Origin of the sequence: Micromonospora lupini, from assembly GCF_026342015.1 — a bacterium.
Classification (GTDB): Bacteria; Actinomycetota; Actinomycetes; order Mycobacteriales; family Micromonosporaceae; genus Micromonospora; species Micromonospora lupini_B.
Window position 1 is genome coordinate 578872 of sequence record NZ_JAPENL010000003.1, and the last position, 18553, is coordinate 597424.

At 70.2% G+C, this 18553-nt stretch carries 13 protein-coding genes; 6 read left to right on the top strand and 7 right to left on the bottom strand.

The window, feature by feature from the left end:
* Positions 1-153: 153 nt before the first annotated feature.
* A complete protein-coding gene (locus OOJ91_RS30720) occupies positions 154-2565 on the bottom strand; it encodes a ricin-type beta-trefoil lectin domain protein (protein WP_266250496.1) in 2412 nt (803 codons plus the stop codon).
* Between the two features lie 131 nt (positions 2566-2696).
* On the bottom strand, positions 2697-3974 hold the full coding sequence (locus OOJ91_RS30725; RefSeq protein WP_266250497.1) for a cellulose binding domain-containing protein: 1278 nt from the start codon (positions 3972-3974) through the stop codon (positions 2697-2699).
* A gap of 453 nt (positions 3975-4427) precedes the next feature.
* On the opposite strand from OOJ91_RS30725, the gene OOJ91_RS30730 reads away from it, so the two are divergent.
* Positions 4428-4997, top strand: coding sequence for a hypothetical protein (locus OOJ91_RS30730; protein ID WP_266250498.1), 570 nt, complete (start codon positions 4428-4430; stop codon positions 4995-4997).
* A 192-nt stretch (positions 4998-5189) separates the two neighbouring features.
* Here OOJ91_RS30730 and OOJ91_RS30735 read toward each other — a convergent pair whose 3' ends face one another.
* Positions 5190-6152 carry a phosphatase PAP2 family protein gene (locus tag OOJ91_RS30735; RefSeq protein ID WP_266250500.1) on the bottom strand — a complete coding sequence of 321 codons (963 nt, stop codon included), beginning with the start codon at positions 6150-6152 and terminating at the stop codon, positions 5190-5192.
* Between the two features lie 82 nt (positions 6153-6234).
* Entirely contained in the window at positions 6235-7875 is a 1641-nt protein-coding gene (locus OOJ91_RS30740) for an MDR family MFS transporter (RefSeq protein ID WP_266250502.1), read from the bottom strand.
* A gap of 179 nt (positions 7876-8054) precedes the next feature.
* Here OOJ91_RS30740 and OOJ91_RS30745 point away from each other — a divergent pair, with 179 nt between their 5' ends.
* Positions 8055-8645, top strand: a complete 591-nt coding sequence (locus tag OOJ91_RS30745; RefSeq protein ID WP_266250504.1) for a TetR/AcrR family transcriptional regulator — start codon at positions 8055-8057, stop codon at positions 8643-8645.
* A gap of 115 nt (positions 8646-8760) precedes the next feature.
* Here the strand turns inward: OOJ91_RS30745 and OOJ91_RS30750 are convergent, their stop codons facing one another.
* Both OOJ91_RS30750 and OOJ91_RS30755 read right to left on the bottom strand, forming a co-directional pair.
* Positions 8761-10353 carry an arabinofuranosidase catalytic domain-containing protein gene (locus OOJ91_RS30750; protein WP_266250506.1) on the bottom strand — a complete coding sequence of 531 codons (1593 nt, stop codon included), beginning with the start codon at positions 10351-10353 and terminating at the stop codon, positions 8761-8763.
* 190 nt (positions 10354-10543) lie between these two features.
* Complete coding sequence (locus tag OOJ91_RS30755) at positions 10544-12379, bottom strand: RICIN domain-containing protein (RefSeq protein WP_266250508.1); 1836 nt, start codon at positions 12377-12379, stop codon at positions 10544-10546.
* A gap of 301 nt (positions 12380-12680) precedes the next feature.
* Between OOJ91_RS30755 and OOJ91_RS30760 the strand changes: the two genes are divergently transcribed.
* From OOJ91_RS30760 to OOJ91_RS30775, 4 genes are all read left to right on the top strand, one after another.
* Positions 12681-13922, top strand: coding sequence for a sugar ABC transporter substrate-binding protein (locus OOJ91_RS30760; protein ID WP_266250510.1), 1242 nt, complete (start codon positions 12681-12683; stop codon positions 13920-13922).
* Positions 13923-14045: 123 nt separating this feature from the next.
* Positions 14046-14912, top strand: coding sequence for a carbohydrate ABC transporter permease (locus OOJ91_RS30765; RefSeq protein ID WP_266250512.1), 867 nt, complete (start codon positions 14046-14048; stop codon positions 14910-14912).
* The gene (locus OOJ91_RS30770) at positions 14909-15733 is read left to right on the top strand and encodes a carbohydrate ABC transporter permease (protein ID WP_266250514.1); all 825 of its coding nucleotides are present in this window, start codon (positions 14909-14911) and stop codon (positions 15731-15733) included. The genes OOJ91_RS30765 and OOJ91_RS30770 overlap by 4 nt, the downstream gene beginning before the upstream one ends.
* A 56-nt stretch (positions 15734-15789) precedes the next feature.
* Positions 15790-17502 carry an amylo-alpha-1,6-glucosidase gene (locus OOJ91_RS30775; RefSeq protein WP_266250516.1) on the top strand — a complete coding sequence of 571 codons (1713 nt, stop codon included), beginning with the start codon at positions 15790-15792 and terminating at the stop codon, positions 17500-17502.
* 37 nt (positions 17503-17539) lie between these two features.
* On the opposite strand, the gene OOJ91_RS30780 is transcribed toward OOJ91_RS30775, so the two are convergent.
* Positions 17540-18553 carry a LacI family DNA-binding transcriptional regulator gene (locus tag OOJ91_RS30780; protein ID WP_266250518.1) on the bottom strand — a complete coding sequence of 338 codons (1014 nt, stop codon included), beginning with the start codon at positions 18551-18553 and terminating at the stop codon, positions 17540-17542.

Below are 18553 nucleotides of genomic sequence, written 5' to 3' on the forward strand. Positions count from 1 at the left end.
GGCCACCCCGCCCCGGCGGGTGACGGCCGCGACCAGGTGCGCTACGCCACGTGGCCCGGCTCGGGAGAGATCCCGAGCCGGGCCACTCGTGCGTTCAGGCCGTGCGCCGCGAACGCGCCCCACCCGCCACAGGCGACGGGATCGGGTACGCCCTCAGCTTCGCGTCCACTTCTGGCTGTTGCTGCCGTTGCAGGTGGCGAGGACCACCTGGGTGCCGTTGGCCGTACCGGCCGCGTTCGGCGCGAGGCACAGGCCGGACTGCACCCCGGTGATCGAGCCGTCGGTGTTGACGTTCCACTGCTGGTTGGTGCCCCCGTTGCAGTCCCAGATGATCACCCGGGTGCCCGCGGTGGTCCCGGCGCTCTCGGCGTCCAGGCACTTCGAGCCGTACACCTGGAGTTGTTTGCCGGCGGTCGACGACCACTGCTGGTTGGCGCCCGCGTTGCAGTCCCACAACGCCACCTGGGTGCCGTTGGTCTGCGACTGCGACGGGACGTCCAGGCACCGACCGGCGCCTGTGTTGCGCAGCGCCGCCGTCGTGCCGCCGCCCGAACCGGCGACGACGTTCAGGTTGTCGAACTGCGCGGTCTGGCCCTGGCTGGTCCCGAGACCGACCAGACCCGCGGAGTACGCGGAGTCGGTGGCCGTGCCGACTGTCGCGCCGTCGACGGTGGCCGTGATCGTGCTGCCGGAGAAGCCGAGAGCGAGGGTGTGCCAACGGTTGGTGCCCAGGGCGGCGACGCTGCCACTGCGCAGGGTGGTGAGCTGGTTGCTGGTGCTGTTGCGCAGGATCGACCAGGCCCCGCCGTCGGTGACGCGCAGGAAGTAGGCGTTCTGGGCGCTCACCGGGTCCAGGGTCTGGCTGCCGACACGCCCCTCCAGTTGGACGTAGCCGGACTTCTCCAGCATGACGTCGGCCGAGACGGTGTAGTTGTTCCAGTTCAGGTTGCCGCCGTACGTGCTCGGGTCGGCCAGGGTCTTCCAGGTGATCGGCGCCATCGGGGACGCCTGGCGCAGGCACATGCCCGTCCGTCCGCCGCCGCACGTCGCGGTCTCGAACGCGCCCTGGTTGTCCTGCAGGTACTTCGCCAGCTTGCCGGCCGAATAGCTCTCGAAGGTGTCGCTGTACGGCAGGCCGAGCTGGCCCTGCGACGGGCTGGTGGCGGTGCCCTTGCCGGCGCCGGTCGTGGTGGTGATGGTGTAGATGCGCCCCGGCTGCACGGTGAGCGAGTACGCGCCGCCGGACGGGGTGATGTCGGCGCCGCGCACGAAGTGCTCGGCGGTGTTGGACGAGTTCAGGTTGGTCGACCACACGTGCACCGCCGACGTGGACAGGCCGCCGGTGACGGTGAGGTTCAGCGTCTGCGCGGCGGTCGCGTCCATGGTCTCGATGACGGTGGTGTAGTCGGAGTTGTTGGTCGACTTCAGCGACACGTAGCTGCCGTTGTTGCGGACGCCGCCGATATAGCCGCTGGACGAGTCGAGGTACTTCCAGCCGGGCGCGGTGAACTGGGTGGTGTGCGCCAGGGTCCAGGTGTTCTTGCCGACGGCGTACCAGCCCGACCAGGGCTGGTTGGCGAGCATCAGCCCGACGGTGGCCCAGGGGATGTTCGGGGTTGTCGCGCCGATCAGGTTCCAGTTGATGTACGCGGTCATCTTCCCGTCGAGGTAGCCCCGGTTGATGCCCCGCGCCAGCGGCTTGGCGCCGTCGTTGTAGTCCTGTGAGCCGCCCTCGCTGTTCCAGAGCGTCTCGCCGGTGGCTGTCGCGTTTGCCGACACCGTGCAGGTCGACTGCGCCGCCAGGTAACCGCACGGGTAGTGGCCGCCGATGACGTCGATCGCGTTGCGCAGCGCGGCGTTGTTCACGGCCACGTTCGCCGGGTTCCAACTGCCCGGGTAGTCGTCGCCGAAGATGAGCTTTACGTTGCCGTAGCCGTTGTTGTTGAGCGCGCTGCGCAGGCTGATGGTCCAGTTCGCGTCGTACCTGCGCTCGTTCTGGGCGGCGGTGAGGTAGTCGATCGTCAGGTTGTGCTGGCGGGCGCAGCCCAGCCACGACAGGTGGTAGTCGATCGAGTCCTGGGACATGAAGTTGCCGTTGCCGATCCAACCCGGCGCGCCCCAGGCCAGCCCGACGAGTTTGATGTTGGGATTGCGGGCCTTGGCCTGCTCCATGATCCACCACTCGTAGCCGCGGTCGCAGTTCAGGTCGCCGCGGAAGTGGGAGTGGCTCGGCTCGGATCCGCTTGTGGAGTTGGTGTCGCCGCCGATCTCCACCTTGAGGATCTGCAGGGCGGCGCCGTAGCCGGGCTTGAACAGGTAGTCGAGGATCTGGCCGCGTTGGGGTTCGGGGTAGTCCATCAGCAGCCGGCTGTTGCCGCCGCCGCCGCTGACCGCGCCGACCCCGTCGAACGTACGGCCACCCGACGACCCGTTGATCGTGATCGAGGTGGCGGCCTGCGCGGGTGTCGTGAGCCCGCCCACCACGCCACTGGCGGCCAGCACACTGCCGACGACCAGGAGCGCGAGGGTTGACGAACGGCGGATCAGACGTGTGATTCCTGGCATGTGTGTCTCCTTGGAACGGGTCTGGGCACGGTGGGCCCTGGTCACACAGCGGTGCGGCCGTCTCGGTCCCCCGGTCCCGGTGGCGTCGGGGGTGGCGGGCCGGGTGCGGTCCGCCACCCGGGTCGGGTGTGTCAACTGGCGGTGCAGGTGGGGGTCAGGCCGGTGGCGCTGCCGCTGCCCTGGAAGCCGAACTCGGCGACCTGGCCGGCGGCGAGCCGCCCGTTGTAGTCCACATTCGAGAAGCGCACGGCCCCGGTGCTACCACTCGCCGTGGCGGACCAGGTGTTGGTGACGCTCGCGCCGCTCGGAAGCGTCATGCTCACCGCCCACCCGTTCGTGCCGGCGGAGCCGGCGGTCACCTTCACGGTGGCCACGAACCCGCCGGTCCACGAGTTCAACGACACCGAGGCCGCACACCCGCCCGGAACCGGCGGAGGGGTCGTCGGCGGCGGCGTGGTGGGCGGGGGCGTGGTCGGCGGTGGAGTGCCCTGGAACTGGGCGAAGAACTTCCAGACCTCGCCCTTGGTCCAGGTGGTGATGCCACTCTCGGCGTACGTGCCGTCGACCGGGCCGGGCATGTGGCCGTTGTCGAAGGCAGCCCACTGGACGGGGTATCCGGCGCGGCAGCCGGAGTAGGTGGTGGTGATGTGGCTCCGGCTCCCCGCGGCCGGTTCGCGCGGGCTCTGCGCCGTACACCCGTTGTTGCGGACGAAGGTGTCGCGCAGCGCGCGGCCCTGCGAGATGTTGAGGACGTTGTCGGTGATGCCGTGCAGGCCGAAGTACGCGATGGGCTGCGTGCCGCCGCTGCAGCCGCTGATCTGCGCGCCGCTGAAGACGGCCACGGCGCGGAAGGTGGTGGCGCGGGCACAGGCGAGCGCGTAGCTCATGCCGCCACCCCAGCTGAACCCGAGGGCGAAGCGTTGGGTGGTGTCGACGCAGAGGTCGCCTTCGATGCGGCGGATCATGTCGTCGACGAAGGTGACGTCCTCGCCACCGGAGTTGCCCCACCCGTTGCCGAAGCCCTGGGGTGCGACCAGGATGGCGGTGTCGTTCGACTGCTCGAGTTGGCCGTAGTAGGACCAGGGTCGTCCGCTGGTGCCTCCGGAGTCGACCTCGGTGGCGGTGCCGCCCCGCCAGTGGAACGCGAAGATCAGCCGGTACGGGTTGGTGTTGGTGTAGTTGCTGGGGATCCGCAGGATGTAGCTGCGACTCTTGCCGTTGCTCTGGATCGTCTGCGTACCGCTGCGCAGCGTCGGGGCCTTGCCGCAGCCGGCGGTCGCCGCGGCGGCGCCCACGTCCGCGACGGGGGTGGTGGCGCCGAGGCCGCCGTTGAGCGTGGTCGCGCCCGCCGCCACGACGAGCAGCGCCGCGAGCGCGATGGACCCGGAGGTGAACCGGTGTCTGAACATTGACCACTCCCTCTGTTTCGGTGAGTCAGTCGGTGGTGGGGGTGTCGCGCGGGAAGAGATTGGGACGGGTCATCCGCACGACGAACCACGCGGGCGCGCGACACCCACCGCGCGTGGCCGGCGGCTGCTGACAGGTCTTGATGGAACGTCCGCCTGCCCTGCGGAACGTCGTGATCGCGAGGGTGGAATCGGCTGGCTCGCCCGGTGAGCCATGGACGCCGTTCGCCTCGCATCGACTGTGAGCGATAACATGCCGTTCGTCAAGTCGTAACGAATGACGACTGACAACTCGCCGCAAGAACCGCCGAACGCGCCCAGGCGCGCGTGTGGAGGGCGTTGTTATCGGTAACATGTGGGGCCCGAAAGCCGGTCGCCGCAACGGAACCGGAGCGATGATCCGACCGGGGTGAGCCCGCGCGGCGACGCCAACCGGCGGCAGGCATCATGTCCGGCGTGAACTCAACCCTGGCCGCCCTGCTCGGCTCCGCGATCACCGCCTTCGCATCGCTGTTCGTGGTGTGGGTGCACAGTCGGATCAAGCGGCGGCAGCGGGAGCGGGCCGAGTTGCAGCGGGCGTACATCCTGGTTCTGTCCGGCGCCCTCCGGCTCGCCCACAAGGCCGAGGCGTTGCGGCAGACCAGGTACTGGCGGTCCGGCCTGCCGGAGGCGGGTAACGACCTGCTCGGAGGGCACAAGCCGCTGGGGCCGATGGTGCTGCACGACTGGTTGGCCCGGGACATGGTCACCGTGGAGGCCGCCTGGTCGGAGATCTGGACGCGCGCGGACCAGGACGGCATCGCGCTTGCCAACGGGCTCATGACCGCGTTCAACGCGGTGCTGGCCGCCGCGCTGTTGGCCAGCGGAACGGAGCCGTTCGAGGCGTCCGACGAGATGACGATCGCCAGCCGCCGCCTCGGCGAGGCACGTCGGCAGCTCGCCCTGCACGCCCGCCGGGTCGCCAAGCTGGGCCCACGAGACGTCGACCTGTTCACCGAGCGCGAGTACGGCGTACCGGTGGGCTGAGATCTCGTTCGGCCGTCGCGGTCGGCACCACCACCCGCACCGCCGTGTGCTGACGCCGGAGGAGTCGTCGGCGTGGCGCGCGCGGGGTCGACCAGGTACGTCGGGCGCTGCTGGGCCTGCGTCGACGGCGTGTGGTCGTGATCCGCGAGTGGGGCCCGACCACGTCCTCGACGTCGAAATCTTCGCGCCGCGTTACACCGGCGCCGAAGGCGTGTGGACCGACGAGCAGCACGACTGGATCTCGTACGCCTCGCACGAGGGGACCGTGGCGTTCGGCGGCGTGCTCGCGGCCGGTCTGCGCGGCGCCTGGGCCGACGTCGACGAGTGGCGGTGGCCCGGGTGGCCGGAGCGCCGCACCGAATGAGTCCGTTGTCGTAGCCACGCCCGCCCCGGGCCAGCCGTGGCCCCCTCCCGGTGGGGTCGCTCGGCGGGCGTCGGCAGGACCAGGTGGACGACCCCGAGCATCAGCGCCGCCACCACACCGTCGAGCCAGTAGTGGTTTCCGGTGGCCACGACTACCAGCAGGGTGACGAGCGGGTGGGCCACCCACAGCCACCGGAGGCGACCGCGGGTCACGGCGACGAGCGCGACGGCCACGGCCAGCGCCCACCCGAGGTGCAGGGACGGCATGGCGGCGTACTGGTTGCTGAGGGTGTCCGTATCGGGTGGGCCGTAGACGGTGGGCCCGAACCGGCGGCCGGTGTCCACCAGGCCCGTCAGCGCGGTGAGCCGGGGCGGCGCCAGCGGGACCAGGAGGTGCAGTGCCAGGGCCCCCGCGGTGAGACAGGCGAGCACGCGACGCGTCCACAGGTAGTGCGCCGGGTGCCGCAGGTACAGCCAGACGAGGGTGATCACCGTGGCGGGGAAGTGCACGTACGCGTAGTAGCCGTTGGCCAGGTGCGCCACCAGGCCGTACGCGAGCAGCGGATGCTGGACGGCCGCCTCGTCGGGCAGGTGCAACAGCCGCTCCAGGTGCCAGACCGAGTCGCCGTTGGCCAGCGCGGTCGACACCCGACCGGCCACCGCCATCCGCGCCATCTTGTAGAGGAGGAACAGCGTGGCGACGAGCAGCAGTTCGCGCGCCGCGCGGCGCAGCGGAGCGGCCCGTCGGCCGGGTGCCACCGGCTGCGGCACCGCCAGCTCGGCGATCTCCATAGGCGCCTCGATTCAGTCACGTCGCCGGGTCGGTTGGGCCGCCACCGTCTCCGGACGGTGGCGGCCCGCTGCGGTCCGGACGTTAGCGCCGGTCGGGCGTGCCCTTCGGCGCGGGGTCGACGGAGACCTGGTCGAACGGGGGCGCCCCGTCGACCGCGTCGGCGCCGACAGCTGTCGACGTGGCGGCGTCCGGCAGGTCGAGGCTGGTCCGCAGGGTGACCGGCCTGAGCAGTAGCGCCGCGATGACGCCGACCACCCCGATGGCGGCGGAGATGAGGAAGATGTGTCCGGTGGCGTCACCGTACGCGGCCCGCACAATGTGCTGGATCCCGTCGGGCAGCGCGGCGATGTTGAGGTTGCTGTCGCCCCCGGCGCCGGAGGCCGGGATCCCGGCGGCGGTCAGGTCGCGCGTGATCTGGTCGGTGACCCGGTGGGCGAGGACGGCGCCGAGCACCGAGACACCGATGGTGCCGCCGAGCGACCGGAAGAACGCGACGCTGGCGCTGGCCGCGCCGATGTCCTTGAGGGCCACCGTGTTCTGGACGGCGAGGACGAGGTTCTGCATGGTCATGCCGACGCCGGTGCCGACGATGAACATGCCGATGCCGACCAGGACGAGCGACGTCTCGTGGTCGATGGTGCCGAGCAGCGCGAACCCGGCGACCAGGATGATCGACCCGGCGACGATATACGGCTTGATCCGCCCGGTCCTGGTGATCAGCCGGCCGGCGACGATCGACGAGCCGAGGACACCTGCCATCAACGGGATGGTGAGCAGACCGGCCTCCGTCGGGCTGTAGCCGCGGCCGATCTGGAAGTACTGGCCGAGGAAGACCGCGCCGCCGAACATGGCCATGCCGACGGCGAGGCTGCCGAGGATGGCCAGCGCGGTGGTGTGCTGGCGCACGATGGCGAGCGGAACGACCGGCTCGGCCGCCCGCGACTCCACCCAGACCGCGAGGGCGAGCAGGAGCAGCGCGCCGCCCACCATGGCCACGGTCTGCCAGGAGAGCCACGCGAACGAGCCGTCGACGAAGGAGATCCAGATCAGCAGCACGCTGACGCCTGCGGCGATCAGGCCCGCACCCAGGTAGTCGATCTTGACGTTCTCGCGCCGTAGCGTCGGCAGGTGCAGGGTCGCCTGGAGCAGGATCAGCGCGATGACGGCGACCGGCACGCCGACGAAGAAGCACCAGCGCCAGCCCAGCCAGGACGTGTCGACGATGAGGCCGCCGAGCAGCGGGCCGCCGACGGTCGCGACAGCCATGACGCCGCCGAGGTAGCCGTTGTATCGGCCCCGCTCACGCGGCGGGATCATGGCGGCGATCGCCACCTGGACGAGGGCCTGCAGGCCGCCGACCCCGATGCCCTGGAACGCGCGGGCCGCGATGAGCTGGCCCGCGCTCTGCGAGAAGCCGGCGATGACCGAGCCCAGCAGGAAGACCACGATGGCGACCTGGATCAGGAGCTTCTTGTTGAACAGGTCGGCCAGCTTGCCCCAGATCGGAGTGGTGGCGGTCGCGGTGAGCAGGGTCGCGGTGACGACCCAGGTGTACTGGTTCTGGGAGCCGTTCAACGACCCGATGATCTTGGGCAATGCGGTCGAGACGACAGTGCTGCTCAACATCGCGACGAAGAGCACCAGCAGCAGACCGCTGAGCGCCTCGAGCGTCTGCCGATGGGTCATCGGCTCGGTGCCGGCCGTGGTGGTGGGTGCGCTCATCGCGCGGCCTCCAGCTTGTCGTGGTTTTCCGAGGGCGACGTCGACCAGGGCTGCACGGGTCTCACGAACCCGCGCATTCGCGCTCCTGACTTGGTTGCCTCACGCAAGCATCTACCGATCTTGCTCAGTCGGCAAGTTTGCCCATTGAGAAGCCGGTCACTCGACGTACGCTGAGCGCGATGGACGAGATCACCGGCCTACGGGAGCGCAAGAAGGCGGCCACCCGCCTCGCCCTGCACGAGTCAGCCCTGCGCCTCGCCGCCGAACAGGGCCCGGACGGCGTGACAGTCGAGGCGATCGCCGACGCCGCGAACGTCTCCCGGCGAACATTCTCGAACTACTTCTCCAGTAAGGAGGAGGCGCTCTTCCACGGCGACACGGTGCGCCTGCGCCGGCTGTTGCAGTTGGTCCACGAGCGGCCCGGCAGCGAGACGCCATGGACCGCGCTGAGCCGGGCGGCCGAACAGTTCACCAGGGAATCATCGGATGATCGTGACCACAGCTGGCTGACCCGACGCCGGCAGCTGCGCGGGCACCCCGGCCTGGCCGCGCACCAGGTGGCGGCGTACACCGCGATCGAGCGCGAGCTGGCCGCGGACCTCGCCCACCGGCTCAGCGGCACGGCTGTGGCGCTGCGCTCCCGCCTGCTGACCGCGACGTTCCTGGCCGCCCTGCGCGTCGCCATCCAGCACTGGATCGACCACCCGGGCCACGACCTGCTGGAGATCGTGCGAACCGCGCTCGCCGAGGTCGCTCCCCCGTCGGCCTGATCATCGACGGCGAACGAGTCGACGCGGCGAGCACCTGACGACGAAGGGCCCCGTCGCGCCGGTCACCACCGCGCTGGGCGGTGGGGACCGGCGGACGAGGCCCGCCGTCGATTGATCAGCGGTAACCGGCGCTCACCACGCTGGCCTGCACCGCGTTCTCCGTCGCGTCGGACGGGTAACCGGCGACCATGGCCCCCTCGTAGAACGTGCCGGCGCTCAGGTTCGCGCCGCCGTCGGGCTTGCAGCAGTCACCGCCACTACCCAGGATGATCGCGCCCTGCTTCTTCATCGGGTTGTACCCCGACGGGAGCGAGCCGTCCCACAGCGTGTAGAGGCTGCCGGACTGCGCGTCGCTGCCCTTCATGGCGAAGCGCGACGTGCCGTTGTTCTTGAGCGTCGCCGTGACGAACTTGCTGGTGAACGCCCGCTGGTTCGGGTTCCACGAGCTGCTGCCACCGGGGAACAGACCCCACTCCAGGTCGGCCTGCACCCAGGGGCCGCTGCCGGAGCAACCGCCGAACCAGCACTGCTTGCCGAAGTTGATGGCGTCCATCGCGCCGGCGGCGTCGGCCTTGCGCGTCGTCTCGCTGTTGCCGTAGTCGAAGCAGCAGCCGCTGTTGACGTGGGTCCCGCTTGTCACCATGTACATGCCCTCGGGCGCCGAGCCGGTCGGCACGCCGGTCAGGTGCCCGTCGCGCCAGTAGCTGTTGCCAGGGTTGATGTAGAGCGAGTACGCCTTGGCGCCGCCCACCGTCAGGGACTCCGTGGTCGCGGTCGCCGGCCTGCTCTGCGGCGAGCCCGGAACGACGCTGGACCCCTGGTACCAGAGGTCGTTTCCGCGCCCGGACTGGTCGAAGACGACTGTGATCACGCAGGTCGTGCCGGAGCAGAACGAGTCCTGCGTCGCGGCGTTGGCGGTGCCGCCCGTGCCGGTCAGCCCGATGTTGCGGGTCGTGCTGTCCGACGAGCGTCGGACCTGGTAGAGGTTGCCGGCGTACGTCGCGTAGAGGGCTCGCGTCGTGCTGTGGGCCGCCACGCACGGGGTGCCGCCCGAGGCGTAGATGTCGCACGGGCGCGCGCCGCTCGGCGGCGGGGTGGTCGGCGGAGCGGTGGTCGGCGGGGTGGTCGGCGAGGCCCACTGCTGGTTGGCGCCGCCGTTGCAGGCCCACAGGATCAGCTTGGTGCCGTTGGCGGTGGCCGCGCCGTTGGCATCGAGGCACAGCCCGGACTGCACGCCGGTGATGGTGCCGTTGCTGTTGACGTTCCACTGCTGGTTGTTCTGGCCGTTGCAGTCCCAGATGATCGCCGCGGTGCCGTTCGTGGTGCCGCGGCCGGAGGCGTCCAGGCACTTGTTGCCGTACACCGTGAGCTGCTTGCTCGACGTCCAGGTCCAGGTCTGGCCGGCCGCGCCGTTGCAGTCCCAGAGTTGGGTCTGGGTGCCGTTTGTGGTGCTCGAGTTGGGGACCTCGACGCATCGACCGGACGGGGCGCCGACGATGGTGGTGCTCTGCCCCGCCACGATGGCGGCGGCCGCCATCGGTGCGGTGGCGGCCTCGGCGGCGGACGATCCGGCGCCGGCCGTCGCGCCGACGGTGGCGAGGACGAGGACGCCTGCCAGGGCGCTGGCCAGGACGGCCAGGCGTGGGAGGCGACGTCTCGGGATGGGGTCGCGGGCCAGGCCGGGCCCGGCGGGGGACGGGGTTCGCACGAGGTGGCTCCTCGGAGTCGTGGCAGCGCGTGGATGTGCCGACGCCGCAGGTGGTGGTGGCGGGGCGGCCGGATCGATGCGCAGCAATCGTAGGATCAATTTTCGATGAGTGTCAATGTAAGCCCGCTCGGCGGGAGTCCGGCGGTGGCCGCCCGTGCCGACGGCCACCGCCTGACCTCTTCCGCGCCGCCTACCGCCCCCAGATCCGCCAGGTCTGGTTCAGCGGACTGCCCTGGCCGACCGCGTTGCAGGGCCACTGAAGGACAGTCGCGCGGGCCGCCGTGGAGACGCCGTTGACGTCGACGCACTTGCCGCTGTGCCGGGCGACGAGCTGGTAGTCGTGCGAGTCGTTACCGGAGTAGGTCACCTTCCGGAGGGTGAACTGCTGGTTGAGCCCGTTCTGGCAGGTCCACTGGCCCACGGCGGCGCCGTTGGCTGTGGAGGCGCCGCTGACGTCGAGGCACTTGCCGCTCTGCTGGTTGACAACTGTGTACGTGTTCGCCACTCCGGCGACCGGCTGGAAGTTCCAGAGCTGCTGGGCGCCGCCCTCGCAGTAGAACTGCTGCTGGACGTTGCCGTCGGCGGTGCTCAGGCCAGTGTTGTCCAGGCACTGCTGGGAGTGCTGGGCCACCGCCACCGACTGGAAGCCCGCGTCGGAGGGCGGCAGCAGGGTCACCGTGTACGTGTCGTTCTGGTTCCCGTACGGCAGGTTCACCGTGGCGTTGTTGTTGGACAGGGTGACGACGCTGTTGGAGACCGTGACCGGGCCCTGCACCGCACCGCCGTTGTTGTACGGGATGCGCTGCGTGAGCACCCGCACCTGGTTGTTCTGCACGACGCCACTTGTCGTGTCGAGGCGTTGCAGGTTGACGCTCAGGTTCCCGGTGGTGCGACCGCCACCGACCAGGACCTTCGCCACCCCGCTGGCCTTCGTGGCGTACGCGTCGTAGGACTGGCTGCCGGTCACCGAGACGTTCTGGCCGGTCTGCGAGGCGTAGTAGCGGTAGGCCCACCATTCGCCCTTGGGCTGGTGCTGGCCGGCCGAGTTGCGGGTCAACAGGTTGCCGAGGTCGTTGTGCAGGTTGCCGGCGCTGGCCCAGTTGGCCCGCAGACCGTCAGCGCCGGCCCGCTCCAGACGCGCGATGTACCAGGCGCCGTCGGCCGGGTTCTGCTCGTTCGACGCCCCGTACTCGTTGATCTGGTACGGGCGGGGATGCGGGATGCCGCGCGGGTCGAGGGTGGCGTTGGCCGCGGCGACGTTGGCGACCGGGTCACCGGGCAGCGAGTGCCAACTGATGATGTCCGGCACCGTGTTCGTCGAGCGCACGAAGTCCAGGTACTGGTTCCAGAACGCGTGGTTTGTCGACGGCACGCAGGCGCAGCTCGGCCCGACGATGAGCTGGCTGGGGAACTCCGTCCGGAGGCGCTGGTACGTGCGCCGCCACAGTTCGAGGTACTGCGAGATCGGCCGGTTCCAGAAGATGGTGATGTTGGGTTCGTTCCAGATGTCCCACTGCACCGACAGGCCGGACGCCCGGACGTCGTTGATGACCCGGGTCAGGAAGTTGTCGTAGTCGGTCCAGTTGCCGTTGTCACCGGGGAAGCGGGAGATGCCGGCGCCGTCGGCGCCCCACAGGTCGTGCGGCAGCAGGATGAACTGCCCGCCGAGGGCGACGGTCCGACGTGCCTGGGCGACAGTGGCGTTCCAGCGGCGATCGTAGTTTCCACCGACCCAGCCACTGCCGGGCAGCTGCGCGCCACCGGCGCGCATGTAGCGGAAGTTGACGTCGCGGTAGAAGTGGTCGGGCGGGCCACTGGCGTTCTCGGTCATGCCGTAGATCCAGCCGGCCGCGCGGTAGGTGGGCGTGCCGGTGGTGGTGGAGAAGTTGACACTTATCGACTCGTCGGCGGCCTGGGCCGGGGACGCGGCGACGGTGACGGCGGTGGTTGCGGCGAGCAGGCCGACGACGAGTCGGGCGACGAGCGCGTGGGCTCGCCCCGACCTGCTGCGGGACGGGGTTTTCACGGGCGGCTCCTTGGTGGGGCGCGGGGGACGCTCTCCGGAGGGCTGCGCTTGCGAATCGATTCGCACGGATCGTAGGTCGGGGACTCACTCATGTCAATGAAGTGACGATCGGGTGAAGCCGGTGTTTCCCAGCAGCGCCGCCCGGGCAGCTCAGCCAACCCTTGACCACCGAGCACGGGCGGTCCTATCTTCGTGCGAACCGTTTCGTCGAATCGGTTCGCCTCATGGTCGGACGTGGTCCGGCCCCCGACGGTCAACCCACGACACCCCACCTGACGATCGACTCTAAGTGAGGCAGCACATGACAGGACTCAACCGACGGCGGCGCCTGGCCGCCGTTGCCGTGATAGCGCTCGCCGCGGTGACCGCCGGCGCCTGCTCGTCGTCGTCCGGCGACTCCGACGGTGGCGGCGGCGCCTACCTCGTCTGGGACCCGTATCCGCAGTTCGCCGACGACTCCGACTGGGTCGCCCTGCTCAAGAAGTGCGGAACCTCGGCGGGCGTGACCGTCGAGCGGACCGGCTACGACACCACCGACCTCACCAACAAGGCGCTGCTCGCCGCCCAGCAGGGCAACTCGCCGGACGTGCTGATCGTCGACAATCCGGTCATCTCGACACTGGCCGAGGCCGGCGCGCTCACCACCACCGAAGAGAACAAGCTGGACGTGTCGAGCATGGCGCCGAACCTGCTCGGCGCCGGCCAGAGCGGGGGCAAGACGTACGGGGTGCCGATCGGGGCCAACACCCTGGCGCTCTACTACAACAAGGACCTGCTGACCGCCGCCGGCGTCGACCCGGCCTCGGTCACCGACTGGACGTCCCTGACCGCGGCGCTGACGAAGGTCAAGGCGAAGGGCAAGAAGGGCATCACCTTCTCCGCGATCGGCACCGAGGAGGGCAGCTTCCAGTTCCTGCCCTGGTACTGGGGATCGGGCGCGCAGCTGACCAGCCTGGACTCGCCGCAGGCGGTGTCCGCGCTGACCCTGTGGAAGGACTGGCTCAACCAGGGCCTCGCCCCGAACTCGGTCATCAACAACACCCAGACCACGAGCTGGCAGGAGTTCGCCTCCGGCAACTTCGCGTTCGCCGAGAACGGCACCTGGCAGCTGGCCAACGCGGAGAAGCTCGGCTTCTCGTACGGCACCATCGCCATTCCGGCCAGCGCCGGTGGGCCGGCCCCGGCGCCGACCGGCGGCGAGTTCGTCTCGATCCCGGTGCAGAAGAAGACCGACAGGTACGCGACGTCGCAGAAGCTCGTCACCTGCCTGACCAACGCCGACAATCTGCTCACCACCGACACCACGCTCTCCTACGTCGCGCCCGTCACCGCCGTACAGGACCGGCAGGCGACCGAGAACCCCAAACTCAAGGTCTGGGTGGAGGCCGTCCGGGCGGCGAAGGGCCGCACCGGTGACAACCTCGGCACGAAGTACCCGAAGATCTCCGAGCCCCTGTGGACCGCCGTGCAGGCAGCCCTGAGCGGCGGGAAGTCGCCGCAGGAGGCGCTGACCGCCGCGCAGGCCTCGGCCACGAGCAAGTAAGCGGGCCGAACCGACACGATGACCCCCACGACACGGATTTCCACCACGACGCGAGGCCACGGTGGGGCGGCTGACACCGCCCCACCCGGGCCCCCCGCGCCTCGAACCCGCCGGCCCGGACGCTTGATCGCGTGGGGCTTCCTGGCGCCGACTGTCGTCTACCTGCTGGCCTTCTACGCCTACCCGCTCTACCGCAACGTCGAGCTGAGCCTGCGCGCGTACACCGTCCGCTCGTTCGTGCAGGGCGGCGCACCCTTCGCCGGCCTGGACAACTACCGCACCGTCCTGACCGACCCGGCGTTCCTGCCGACGTTGGCGCACACCCTGATCTTCACCGGCGCGTCGCTCGTCTTCCAGTTCACCATCGGCATGGCCCTGGCTCTCTTCTTCCGCCAGCACTTCCCGCTGTCGGGCACCCTGCGGGCGCTGATCCTCGTACCGTGGCTGCTGCCGCTCATCGTGTCGGCCTCGACCTGGTCGTGGCTGCTCAACAGCGATTCGGGGTTGGTCAACGCCGCGCTGGGCGTCGTCGGGATCGACCCGGTCAACTGGCTCACCTCGCCGACCTGGTCGCTCACCTCGGTGATCATCGCGAACGTCTGGATCGGCATCCCGTTCAACCTGGTGGTGCTCTACAGCGGCCTCCAGGCGATCCCGGTCGAGGTGTACGAGGCGTCCGCGCTCGACGGCGCGAGCGGCTGGCAACGGTTCTGGTCGATCACGTTCCCGCTGCTGCGCCCGGTCTCCGCGATCACGCTGCTGCTGGGGCTGATCTACACGCTGAAGGTCTTCGACATCATCTGGATCATGACCCGGGGCGGCCCGACCGGCTCGTCCGCCACGCTCGCCACCTGGTCGTACCGCCTCGGCTTCGGCAACATGCTGCCGGAGTTCGGTCCGGGCGCGGCCGTCGGCAACCTGCTCATCGTTATGGCCCTGATCGCGGGGCTCGTCTACATCCGGTCCCAGCGGAGGCAGTACCAACGATGATCACGTCACCGCGTCGCGTCTGGTGGAAGACCGGAGTCGGTCTGGTGCTGACCGGGCTGATGCTCTTCCCCGTGTACTGGATGATCAATGTGTCGTTCACCCGGGACCAGGACATGCGGGCCAGTCCGCCGCACCTGTTCCCGACCGACGGCACGCTTGACGGCTACCGGGCCGTCCTCGACCAGCAACTGCCGTACCTCGGCACCAGCTTCCTCGTCGGGCTGGGCACTGTGGCACTGACCGTGGCGCTCGCCGCCCCCGCCGGATACGCGCTGGCGAAGCTGCGGCCACCCGGCGGCCCGGCGCTGAGCTTCCTCCTGCTGATCGCACAGATGATCCCGGGAATCATCATGGCGATGGGCTTCTACGCCATCTACCTCACCCTCGGCGTCCTCAACACGCTGCCGGGTCTGATCCTGGCCGACACGACACTCGCGGTGCCGTTCGCCGTACTGATCTTCACGGCTTTCATGTCCGGCATCCCCGACGAGCTGCTCCAGGCCGCCGTGGTCGACGGCGCGGGACGGCTGCGCACCTTCTGGTCGGTCGTGCTGCCGGTCAGCCGCAACTCGATCGTAACGGTGTCGCTGTTCGCGTTCCTGTGGTCCTGGTCGGACTTCATCTTCGCCTCGACCCTCGCCGGCGGCGGCGACCACCAGCCGATCACCCTCGGCATCTACCACTACATCGGCAACAACAACCAGCAGTGGAACGCCATCATGGCCACCGCTGTCGTCGCCTCCATCCCGGCCGCCGTGCTGCTGGTCCTGGCCCAGCGGTACGTCTCGATGGGCGTGACCGCCGGCGCCGTCAAGGACTGACCACCCGCGGCGGTCGAGGACTGACCACCCGCACCACAGAAAGGCAACCGCCACCCATGACCGTCGCCCCGTCCGGTCCGGAGTTCGGAATCCAGGACATCCCGTTCAGCTACCGAGGATCCTGGCTCAACATCTCCCCGGTGGTCGCCGAGAAGACGTACGCCGACGACCTGCACCTGGTGTCGCACCAGACCGGGCTGCACCCGGTGCTGCGCCTCTCCCCCACGGCCCCCGGCGCCACAGTCGTCGCCACGCCCGCGCTGCTGAGCTGGCATGCCGGTCCCGGCCGGATCGAGGCGGTCTACGACGGACCGGAAACCCTGCGGATCCGGGGCCGGCACCTCGGCCTACGGATCGCCGCCGCCGCCGGCACCCTCACCCCGTTCAGTGGCACCTACCTCTACCTCGACCCGGTCGACGGCTCACACGTGTTCACCTCGTACGAGACCGGACGCCGCTACCGGGTCACTGTGCTCTCCGGCGCGCTGCGCCTCGCCGACGGCGTCGAGGCGCTCGGCGTCGCCGACCGCTTCCTGGACCTCCCCGGCGACCAACCCTGGGAGGTCGCCATCGAGGAGTACGCCACCGCCCGCCGGCCGTTCACCGCCGCCGTCCCCTTCGACCAGGTGTGCCGCGACCGCAGCGCCGAGTTCGCCGCGTTCGTCGACGCCGTCGCGCCGTGGCGCGGCGCGGACACCCCGGCCGCCGAACTGGCCGCGTACGTGCTGTGGTCCGCCACCGTCGCCCCGGCGGGCTTCGTCACCCGGCCCGCCGTCCTGATGTCCAAGCACTGGATGGACAAGGTGTGGAGCTGGGACCACTGCTTCAACGCGATAGCGCTCGCGGCAGGTGAGCCGGAGCTGGCCTGGCACCAGTTCCAGCTGCCCTTCGACCACCAGGACGGCGCGGGAGCCCTGCCCGACTCGGTCACCCACTCGGAGGTCCTGCACAACTACGTCAAGCCCCCCATCCACGGCTGGGCCCTGCGTCACCTGCGCCGACGCCTTCCCCAGCCACCGGACTCCGTGGAGCTCGCGCGGACGTACGACCGGCTGGCCCGCTGGACCGAATTCTGGCTCGACGCGCGTCGCGCGCCAGGCCACGACCTGCCGCACTACCAGCACGGCAACGACAGCGGCTGGGACAACGCGACCACCTTCGACGACGACCGGGTCCTGCAGACCGCCGACCTGGCCGCGTTCCTGGTCTCCCAGCTGCGGTGCCTGGCCGACCTCGCCACCGAGCTGGGCGAACCCGCCGACAGGTGGTCGCGGGAGGCCGACCGGATCCACGCGGCCATGCTCGGGCAGCTGTGGGACGGCGAGCGCTTCACCTCCCGCAGCCCGCACACCGGGCAGCGGCGGACGAGCCGCAGCCTGCTCGACCTGATGCCCGTCGCTCTCGGCGCCGACCTGCCCGCCCCGATCGCCGACGCGCTGGCCCGGGGCGTCGAGACCCACCTCACCACGCACGGGCTGGCCACCGAGCCGACCGACTCGGACCACTACCTCGCCGACGGCTACTGGCGGGGGCCGATCTGGGCACCCTCCACAGTGCTTGTCGAGGACGGGCTGCGGCGGGCCGGGCACACCGGGATCGCCGACGACATCAGCCAGCGTTTCCTCGCGCTGTGCGAGAAGTCCGGTTTCGCGGAGAACTTCGACGCCGAGACCGGCGCCGGGCTGCGGGACCGCGCGTACACCTGGACGGCCAGCAGCTATCTCATCCTCGCGGCCGCCCAGGAGGAGCGCCGAGCCGCGCGGCGGTAGCGACCGGCGCGGGCCCCGACGACCGCCGGGGCCCGCGTCAGCGCGTCCGGACCGGGCCCGTGCTGGACCGCAAGGAGATGGGCGGGCTGTACAGGCGGTGCCGCGGCACACTCTCGGGAGCCGCGATGATCTCCAGCAGCAGCGCCACCGCCTCCGCGCCCATCTCCCGCATGGGCACGTCCGCGGCGGTCAGCGGCGGGCGGAAGTCCTCCGCCCAGTGCTGGGCGGCGACCCCGGTGACGGAGAAGTCGGCAGGCACGGACAGTCCGGCGCCGGTCAGCGCGCGCTGCATCCCGGGCAGCGCCGCCTCGTTGATGGTGGCCACCGCCGTGACTGCCGGATGAGTCACCAGCAACTGCTCCACGCACGCCTCACCGGAGGTCGTGTCATCACCGCAGCAGACGTCCACGCCGCTCAGGCCCCGTTCCACCACCGCCGCCTGGAATCCCGCAAGCGCGCGATGGCTGGGCCCGTAACCCGCCGCCACCAGCTCGGCGGAGCGGTTGACAAGCGCCACGTGCCGGTGCCCCAGGTCGGCCAGGTGGTGCACGCAGCGCGCGATCAGCCCGGCGTAGTCGATGTCGACCCAGCTCATGCCGTGCGCTTCGGCCGTCCGCCCGATCGTGACGAACGGCAGGCCCGTCCTGGCCAGCCGCGTGACCCGGTCGTCCTCCAACCGGATCTCCATGAGGACCACGCCGTCCACCCGACGCCCGCTGACGATCCGCTCGAACGACCGGTCGTGGTCGCCGCCGGACGGGGACAGCAGCACATCCAGGTCGTGGCGGGCGGCGGCCTCGACGACGCTGGCGACGAAGCCCAACTGCATGTCGGTCAACCGCTGGCTCGCCGGTGGGATCACCAGCCCGAGGGTGCGGGTACGCCCCTCCTTCAGTGCGCGGGCACTGGCGTTCGGCCGGTAGTCCAGCTCGTCGATGACCGCCTGGATCCGCCGCCGGGTCGCCTCCGAGACGGTTCGCTTGCCGCTCAGCACGTACGACACGGTGCTGCGGGACACCCCCGCCCGACGGGCGATCTCCCCGATGTTCAT

Excerpts from the sequence above, each read along its gene's own strand:
- OOJ91_RS30740 (WP_266250502.1), bottom strand. The coding sequence starts at position 7,875 with ATGAGCGCACCCACCACCACGGCCGGCACCGAGCCGATGACCCATCGG.
- OOJ91_RS30745 (WP_266250504.1), top strand. The coding sequence starts at position 8,055 with ATGGACGAGATCACCGGCCTACGGGAGCGCAAGAAGGCGGCCACCCGC.
- OOJ91_RS30770 (WP_266250514.1), top strand. The coding sequence starts at position 14,909 with ATGATCACGTCACCGCGTCGCGTCTGGTGGAAGACCGGAGTCGGTCTG.
- OOJ91_RS30780 (WP_266250518.1), bottom strand. The coding sequence starts at position 18,553 with ATGAACATCGGGGAGATCGCCCGTCGGGCGGGGGTGTCCCGCAGCACC.
- OOJ91_RS30775 (WP_266250516.1), top strand. The coding sequence starts at position 15,790 with ATGACCGTCGCCCCGTCCGGTCCGGAGTTCGGAATCCAGGACATCCCG.
- OOJ91_RS30725 (WP_266250497.1), bottom strand. The coding sequence starts at position 3,974 with ATGTTCAGACACCGGTTCACCTCCGGGTCCATCGCGCTCGCGGCGCTG.
- OOJ91_RS30720 (WP_266250496.1), bottom strand. The coding sequence starts at position 2,565 with ATGCCAGGAATCACACGTCTGATCCGCCGTTCGTCAACCCTCGCGCTC.
- OOJ91_RS30735 (WP_266250500.1), bottom strand. The coding sequence starts at position 6,152 with ATGGAGATCGCCGAGCTGGCGGTGCCGCAGCCGGTGGCACCCGGCCGA.
- OOJ91_RS30760 (WP_266250510.1), top strand. The coding sequence starts at position 12,681 with ATGACAGGACTCAACCGACGGCGGCGCCTGGCCGCCGTTGCCGTGATA.